This window comes from Methylocucumis oryzae, from assembly GCF_000963695.1.
GTDB classification, from domain to species: domain Bacteria; phylum Pseudomonadota; class Gammaproteobacteria; order Methylococcales; family Methylomonadaceae; genus Methylovulum; species Methylovulum oryzae.
This window is the reverse complement of record NZ_LAJX01000071.1, coordinates 1-7,835: the sequence shown is the minus strand read 5'-3', so window position 1 is coordinate 7,835 and position 7,835 is coordinate 1. Positions and strand designations below refer to the sequence as shown.

At 46.7% G+C, this 7,835-nt stretch carries 12 protein-coding genes; all 12 read right to left on the bottom strand.

Features of this window, described 5'->3' with window-relative positions; translation table 11 throughout:
* A partial coding sequence (locus VZ94_RS28400) for an HAD-IC family P-type ATPase (protein ID WP_239649736.1) occupies positions 1-950 on the bottom strand: 950 nt, incomplete at its 3' end.
* Positions 947-2,551 (bottom strand): HAD-IC family P-type ATPase, encoded by a 1,605-nt coding sequence (locus VZ94_RS28395; protein WP_239649735.1) that lies wholly within the window; start codon positions 2,549-2,551, stop codon positions 947-949. The genes VZ94_RS28395 and VZ94_RS28400, both read right to left, overlap by 4 nt.
* 73 nt (positions 2,552-2,624) lie before the next feature.
* Positions 2,625-2,804 carry a hypothetical protein gene (locus VZ94_RS22480; protein ID WP_052700313.1) on the bottom strand — a complete coding sequence of 60 codons (180 nt, stop codon included), beginning with the start codon at positions 2,802-2,804 and terminating at the stop codon, positions 2,625-2,627.
* Positions 2,773-3,153 carry a cytochrome P450 gene (locus VZ94_RS22475; RefSeq protein WP_052700312.1) on the bottom strand — a complete coding sequence of 127 codons (381 nt, stop codon included), beginning with the start codon at positions 3,151-3,153 and terminating at the stop codon, positions 2,773-2,775. Before VZ94_RS22475 ends, VZ94_RS22480 begins: the two co-directional genes overlap by 32 nt.
* 28 nt (positions 3,154-3,181) lie before the next feature.
* Positions 3,182-3,388, bottom strand: coding sequence for a hypothetical protein (locus tag VZ94_RS22470; protein WP_052700311.1), 207 nt, complete (start codon positions 3,386-3,388; stop codon positions 3,182-3,184).
* A gap of 20 nt (positions 3,389-3,408) precedes the next feature.
* Complete coding sequence (locus tag VZ94_RS07790; RefSeq protein ID WP_045778798.1) at positions 3,409-4,083, bottom strand: metallophosphoesterase family protein; 675 nt, start codon at positions 4,081-4,083, stop codon at positions 3,409-3,411.
* A 108-nt stretch (positions 4,084-4,191) separates the two neighbouring features.
* Positions 4,192-5,112, bottom strand: coding sequence for an NAD(P)-dependent methylenetetrahydromethanopterin dehydrogenase (locus VZ94_RS07785; protein ID WP_045778796.1), 921 nt, complete (start codon positions 5,110-5,112; stop codon positions 4,192-4,194).
* Between the two features lie 20 nt (positions 5,113-5,132).
* On the bottom strand, positions 5,133-6,050 hold the full coding sequence (locus VZ94_RS07780; protein ID WP_239649734.1) for an NAD(P)-dependent methylenetetrahydromethanopterin dehydrogenase: 918 nt from the start codon (positions 6,048-6,050) through the stop codon (positions 5,133-5,135).
* Between the two features lie 98 nt (positions 6,051-6,148).
* The gene (locus VZ94_RS30415; RefSeq protein WP_052700310.1) at positions 6,149-6,406 is read right to left on the bottom strand and encodes a copper resistance protein B; all 258 of its coding nucleotides are present in this window, start codon (positions 6,404-6,406) and stop codon (positions 6,149-6,151) included.
* Position 6,407: 1 nt separating this feature from the next.
* Positions 6,408-6,665: a copper resistance protein B gene (locus VZ94_RS30410; protein ID WP_052700309.1), complete on the bottom strand. Its 258-nt coding sequence runs from the start codon at positions 6,663-6,665 to the stop codon at positions 6,408-6,410.
* Positions 6,649-6,945 (bottom strand): copper resistance protein B, encoded by a 297-nt coding sequence (locus VZ94_RS28385; RefSeq protein WP_239649733.1) that lies wholly within the window; start codon positions 6,943-6,945, stop codon positions 6,649-6,651. The genes VZ94_RS30410 and VZ94_RS28385 overlap by 17 nt, the downstream gene beginning before the upstream one ends.
* An 8-nt stretch (positions 6,946-6,953) precedes the next feature.
* The coding region (locus tag VZ94_RS07770) for a multicopper oxidase domain-containing protein (protein WP_338040303.1) at positions 6,954-7,835 on the bottom strand (882 nt) is incomplete at its 5' end.

Genomic DNA, 7,835 nt, shown 5'->3' with positions numbered 1-7,835 from the left:
CAGTAAGTAAACAGCAATTGCAGCATGGTCATGCTACATACGCCGAAGATTACCCATCCATTGGAAAAGACCCCGATATGAAACATCGAATATTTCAGCGAGCGGCAGTTGAACAAGTAAAACAGTTCGCCGAAGACAAATACATTGACTGCCACAGTGCGAGCTTTCATCAGTGTTTCACCGTGCGACAACTCCCATTGAAACAGCCCATAGGCGCCAATCAACAGTAAGGTGGCAACCAGGCAAATACGGAATACCAGGTGTTTAGTCAAAATCGGCTGTTCGGGATCTCTCGGTTTGCGCTTCATCAAACCGGGTTCCTTAGCCTCAAAGGCCAGCATTAGCCCCAGTAACACAGCCGTTGACATGTTGATCCAGAGAATTTGCACCGGGGTAATCGGCAACGCCACATTGGCGAAAATGGCGGCGGATATAACTAAACCCTCGCCAAGATTAGTCGGTAAAGTCCAGACGATAAATTTAACCAGATTATCGAATACACCGCGCCCCTCTTCCACGGCAGCTTCGATGGTGGCGAAATTATCATCGGTGAGCAACATGGCGGCTGCTTCTTTAGCAACTTCAGTGCCGTTCAATCCCATAGCCACGCCGATATTAGCTTGGCGTAGCGCAGGTGCATCGTTGACTCCGTCGCCGGTCATCGCCACCACATGGCCTTGAGCTTGTAATACCCTGACTAATTGCAGTTTTTGCTCCGGGGCGATGCGAGCGTAAACGGCACACTTTGCTACCCGCTCGCGTAGTTGATTCTCGTCAATAGTCTGCAATTCTGCGCCGCTGATGACTTGCTCCGTGCCTTGCATACCCAATTGTCTAGCAATCGCTTGTGCAGTGATGGGATGGTCTCCGGTAATCATCTTGACTTGAATCCCTGCTTGGTAACAGGCTGCGATTGAGGTGGCAGCTTCTGGACGTGGTGGATCCATCATGGCTTGCAAGCAAGAAAAGTCAGGCCGCTCATCACTTCGTCATGTTGAACGGCGTCATAGTGGTGGTCGGCACGGGCAAACGCCAATACCCGCAATCCCTGTGCAGCCATGGTTTCAACCTGGCGTTGTAGCAAGATTTTATCTAATGCTGTTGGTTGCATTTGACTATCAAATGCTGTGTCACACCGAACCAGCAGACTTTCTAGCGAACCTTTCAAATAAACATGGCGTGCATCCATGGCTAGATTGTGATGCAGTGTGGCCATGAATTGATGTTGGGACTCAAACGGAATGGAATCAAGACGAGGATGTTCGTCGTTGACGCTGGTATGATGTAAACCTGCCTTGTGCGCTGCAACTAATAATGCTCCTTCGGTAGGGTCGCCCTCTATGCGCCAATTATCGGGTTCAGCCAGCAGTCTAGCATCGTTGCATAACAACCCGGCTTTAAGACATTCCAGTACAGCAGGATACTGTTGCGGAACAATAGTCGCTCCGTTTCGGTGCAACTCACCATCGGGCGTGTAACCCGTTCCGGTGACGTCAAACCATTCACCACCCGCAAACAAGGCTTGCACAGTCATCTGATTTTGCGTCAGTGTGCCGGTCTTATCCGAGCAAATGACTGTGGTGCTGCCTAGGGTTTCTACTGCAGGTAGTTTGCGGATTATCGCATTGCGCTTTGCCATCCTAGATACGCCGATTGCCAGGGTAATGGTCAACGCGGCAGGCAAACCTTCTGGAATTGCGCCTACTGCCAGCGCCACCGCAGCCATGAACATATCTAGCATGGCATGGCCATGCCAAACGCCCACAGCAAAAGTGACTATGGCAAGACCTAAGATTATCCACAACAACAAACGGCTGAACTGGCCTATTTTTTGAGTTAGCGGCGTTTCCAGATCCGTGGCGCTGGCAATCATGCGATTGATTAGGCCGATTTCGGTACGGTCGCCGCTTTCCACTACCACGCCAAGTCCACTGCCATAGGTCACTAGGGTCGAGGAGTACGCCATGTTGTAGCGATCCGCTAACACCGTGGTAACTTCGAGCGTAGCTAGATGCTTTTCTACCGGCACCGATTCTCCGGTCAGAGCCGACTCGTCTATTTGTAGTTCGCGGAGCTGCAATAAACGCAAGTCGGCAGGCACTTTGTCGCCGGATTGCAGCAATACGACATCACCAGGTACTAACTCACTAGCGGAAATGGTTCTGCGTTGTCCATCGCGTAATACCGTCGAGCTAATCGTTAACACTCGGCTCAACGCATCAATTGCTTTTAGAGCGTTGGCTTCCTGAATAAAACCAATTATGGCATTAACCAGTACCACGCCAAATATGACGCTGCTATCGACCCATTCCTGTAAAAATGCTGTGATGGCTGCAGCAACGATTAGAATATAAACTAGTGGTTGATGAAACTGTTCAAACAACAAGCGCAACGGGCTTTTTCCACGTCGTGGTGTCAGACGATTAGAGCCGTATTGACTAAGGCGCCGCCGTGCCTCGGTTTCGTTCAAACCTTGCTGAATATCGACCTGCAGGCGAGTCAGCAAGTCTTCAGGCGAAAGATGATGCCAAGATATTTTTGAGGGATTCATTACCTACTCCAAGCAATTGTGATGCGAAAAAATTTCTTGAAAAGTATTTCGACTTGATTATAAATTGAAGTTCTTAATATAAATTATCAACATCATCAGACTTAGCGCTTTGTAGCTTTAAAAATTGTGCTAACAAGGTATCGTTTAAGCCTGCTTGCTCCGCTTTAGCAATGACATTATCGACAATCGCATGAATCGCTTTAGCGGCTTTGCTGGCTTTGTTATTGCCTAAACCCGGTATCCAACTCGGCAAGCCAAAAAAAGGTGTTAATATCCATTTGCTCAATCGCCGCTTGGTAATCTGCAAAGCTTTGTATCACGGATGCGGCTTGTTCAGTGCCTAACTGATTACCAAATAGAGACCTGCAAATAATTTCAGCGGTTAGCTGTCCCATTTCGGGTAACACCAAAATCTTTTGCCCAGGCTGATAGCGCGACCACGTTGCTACGCGCTCGTCTGTGGTTTGGCACATAATCTCGCTGTATTTAGCCACTTGCTCGGTGCTAAACATCGGTGTTTCTAAGCTTCGGTGTTTTTGCCAAATTTCGCCATCGCTAATAAATAAGCCATCGCCTAATAAAGGTGCTAAGGCTTTGCGCATAATTGGACTTTTCTTTTCGTAATTACTGTTATGCGTAATAAAAAACGTGTTTCACCACTTCCGGGTGATTAGCGATAAATATATGTTTATTAATAATTTTTGTTGCGATGAATTGGCGGTCAAACGCCGTTTCTGGCCATATCGATAATAAATCACGGCGACCATATTTTAAAATATCTAACGCGCTTAAGTTTTTTTGGTGGCGCGGCGGGTACGGTGGAACAAAGTCGGTCATGGAGAGAGAAGATAGGAAAGTTATTCTAAAGGGTTGCCTAATAAGTCAACTACGGAGGTGTTGGCTACGCCAAAAACATTAATGCTGTTTTTAACAGTGCGCGCATACGTTTCATGTAAGTGACCGTGAAACACATGTCTGACGCCCATAGCAGCAGCTAATTCGCTAATAGCAGAAAAACCATGGCGATGAGAACCAGGAGCTTCATGACTAACGAGAATGTCAGCGCGTAACTTTTTTAACGCTTCAAACTCGTCATGCCAGATAGCCGATAAATACTTTAGCGGCAAGTTAGCTTCTTTAACGGTTATATTTTGTTGTTGAATAAAATGTTGTTTACTCAGCCACTTAGGTGGTTGAGGCGGATACCATACCCGGCCTAAAAAAATACCGCCTAAACCTGCGATTCTAAGCCCTGAAATTTCTGTTACTTTTAAATGTAGGCTCTTATCCGCTAAACCTGAGTGAAACAGATTTTTATATTTACTCGGCGTCTCGAAATCATGATTACCGGCAATCCACCAAACCTCAGTCAAGGCCAAAATTTCTTGCAAACAAATATCTAAAGGCATAGCCAAATCATAATCACCTAATAAGATGACAGCTTCTGGACGATGTTTATGAACAGCAGTTATTAATGGTTGAAAATTTCCATGCGGATCACCCGCGAATAAGATTCGGTCATGTCGGCTCATGTTTTGACGCTCATCGTAAGGTGATGCGCCAACAGCCCACATAACAGCCACACACTCAGCTGTTTGTATTCATGTAGCGCTCCAGCACAACACCTTAGGTATTTATTATTATTTTAGTAGGATTATACGATGGTCTTTTGCTTTTTCATAAGCGCTTCTGAAATCCAGGGACAAAGGTTCTGAGGTTTCCAGCATGGCTTTTAATAATTGGTGTTGTAATTGATATTTCACATCGCCTATCGCTAAAGCGCCAATACCTACCGCGCCAGGCGCATTTTCCGCATATTTAAGTGCTACGCCGTTGTCTTTCTGCTGTATACCCTCTATGCCTAACGGTGGCACGGCATTGACATCACCTGCGACTTTTAATTGGCTTGTGGTTTTTAACACGGCAGCATTAAGCACTTGAATACCCGCTTTAGCGGTACAAAATACAATATCGGCTTCAGCTAATAACGCAATTTTATCGGCATCGGTACGCGCGCAAGCACCGGTTAGCGTGGCAGAAAAGCGGCGGTTATACGCTTTAGCCACATCTTCAGCGGTATCACTCGATAAATGATCGGTTAATATGGTTTTTGCCCCGGCTAACGAGGCAATAACACCGGTAGTAATACCGACAGGCCCAGTACCACCAAATACCACGGCGGTACAGTCTTTTAATTCACGCTGATGATGAAGACGCAATTGCTTTTCGACACAAGCGACTAATGCGGCGGCTGTGGTAAATGCGCCGCTAGGGTCAGCAAGAACCGAAATTTCGAACGGCGGTACCATCGCTTGGCCAGTGGCTTTTAGCATATCCATCGCTAAGCCAAAATCGCGTCCACCGATAAATAATGCCGTACGTTTAACACCTGAGGGGCCTCGAGAGAAAATCGCATCTTGTGTTAAGCCGTATACGCTGTCTAATTTCACATTGCTATAAGGCACTAAGACATCAAACCCCGCATCAATAGCCATGTTGACATCAAAAGGGCTATTGTTGGGCATAGGATCCAACATATGTAATACGCTGCGCTTCTCCATGAGTAACCTCTTTAGTCGATTTAAGCTTTAGATTTAATAGAGTCTCTAGCAACGCTAAAAGCGTGTTCGAAATGTAAGTACAAAGGTTTGTCCGTATTAATCATTGATTTCAATAACAAATTTTGTGCTTGGTATTTAATATTACCAATCGCCAATGCGCCTATACCAACCGCGCCACTGGTAGAGCCCGCAATAGGTGTACCGTTATGGAAGGCATCAACACCAGCAATACCTGCAGGTGGAACAGCGTTAACATCTGCGGCAACTTTTAACATAGGTGCAGACGCAATAAGCTCAGCACTTAATAACTCAATACCTGCCGCGCCGGTCGCAAAAACTACGTCAGCCGTTTTGATATATTCTGCTTTATCCGCATCAGCTCCGGCTTCAATCGTGATTTGACCATCGCCAAATTCGTTATTGCATAAGTCGGCAATGCTTTGAGCTTTTTCTAATTGTCGGCCAATAATTCTCACCTTAGCACCGGCTTGAGCCGCGATAACCGCAGCGACTTGTCCGACAGGACCCGTACCGCCTAACGCTAAAATGGTTTTACCCTCTAATGAAGTATTGAATTTAGTCACTAATTCATTTTCAACAGCTGCAACCATGCCAGCAGCCGTGGTAAATGCGCCGCTAGGGTCGGCAAAAACTGAGACTTCAAACGGTGGCACCATAGAGCGTTTAGCGGTTTTTAACATATCCATGGCTTGTTTAGTATCACGACCGCCGATGAAAATACCGGTACGTTTTAAATTTTTGGTACTACGAGAGAAGATAGCATCTTGTACCAATCCTTGGACTTCGCTAGGCTCAACATTAATATAAGGAATGGCGGTTACCCAACCGGCATCCATCGCCATATTAACATCAAACGGGCTTAGGTTTTTGGCGGTGGTTAACATGTGCAAAATAAAAGGTTTTTCGTATTTTTCCATGAGGTATCCCTGTTATTATCGTAGTGATTGTTAGTCGGCAAGTATAAAAGAAATAGCGTCGAATGAATACCGCGTTATCACAGATTTATCGGTCGTCACTAAAACCAGACTTGCACACCCGCTACCCAGCGCGTAGTCTCAATGACAGTGCTTCTTTCATGCGACGTTGACCATTCAACACCTAAATATGGTCCTAATTCTCGGTACACCTCATAACGCAAGCGCACCCCCGCCTCAAAATCAGACAAACCGGATTGGACATCACGGTTAATATCGTTTTGGCTGTAAATATTGGTTTCTATGCGCGGCTGTAGCACTAAACGCTGAGTGATTAACACATCATATTCAAACTCCAACCTAAACGCGACGCGGCCTTGCTCGCCAACATAAAAACGTGGCCTCCGTATATAACCAATAAGGCGCTAAACCTTGCACACCTAATGCAAACCACGCACGCTCAGGCCCTTTCCCGCTATCGTAGCGAACGCCTAACTGGCTATCCCAATACGCGCTGATGCCATGCCCCCATAATAACTCATTACGTGCCTCAGTGAATTGACCCGCATCAATATTACCTTCTGAGCGAATAACCGCGCGATTAAAAGGTTTTGCCATACCAAGCTTGCCAGTCATAGGTCATGAGACTTTGTTGGCCGGTACCCGCCGCTTCTAACCTATCCACTAAAACCGCCCCCATTAAGGCTTCTTCTTTATGACTATGCTCAATATCGTCGCTAAAGTCATAGCCGTCACTGTATGCATGGGGATTACGAGACGATGTACTAGGTAATGTGTGGTTATGCTCGTGATGATGACTCATGTCATGAGCCATCATCGGCTCAGCGCTAACTTTGGCGGCAGCTAAACAAAAAAACGCTAAGCCCAATTTCATCATGCGCTTAATCACGCGACCACCACCACGCGAAACATGCCTGCATGCATGTGATAAAACAAATGACAATGCCAAGGCCAATAGCCTAATGCATCGGCCTGCACTCGAAACGTCACGCGTTGCGCCGGTTGCACCGCAATAACATGTTTACGCACTTGCACCTCACCGTTAGCATCTTCTAAATCACTCCATAGCCCATGTAAATGCATGGGATGGGTCATCATGGTGTCGTTAACAAACACGACTCTTAAACATTCACCGTGCCGGAAATGAATAGGCGTCGATTGTTCAAAAGGTACGCCATCTATCGACCAACTATAGCGCTCCATATTACCGGTTAAATGCAGCTCAATTTCACGTTCAGGCGGCTTAGTGTTTAACAGACTGGCACAACTGCGTAAATCAGCATAAGTGAGAACGCGCCGACCATTGTCGCGCAAGCCCACGCCAGGATCATCGAGATTTTGTCTAGGCGTATCAACCCGCATATCAACGGTAGCACCATATTCGCTATTCGCATGATGTACTGGCACACTGGCTTGCATAGTCCCCATCATATCTAACATCGTTAAAGGCTGTGGCGGGTCTAAAGCCGGTATTTCAGCGCTTAAGCCAGCGCGCGTTGCCAAGCTGCCAACCGCATAACCGGTTCTATCCATAGCTTGCGCAAACACGGTATACACCTCTTGCTCAGGCACTACTAACACATCATAAGTCTCGGCCGGTGCAATACGAAACTCATCCACACAAACCGGCTGTACGGGCTGACCATCAGCATGCAGCACCGTCAGTTTTAAACCGGGAATTCGCACATCAAAAAACGTTTTGCGCCGCTGAATTAATAAAGCGTAAGCGTACCCGCTCACCGGGTTTAAATAAGCCCAGCCAAGGCT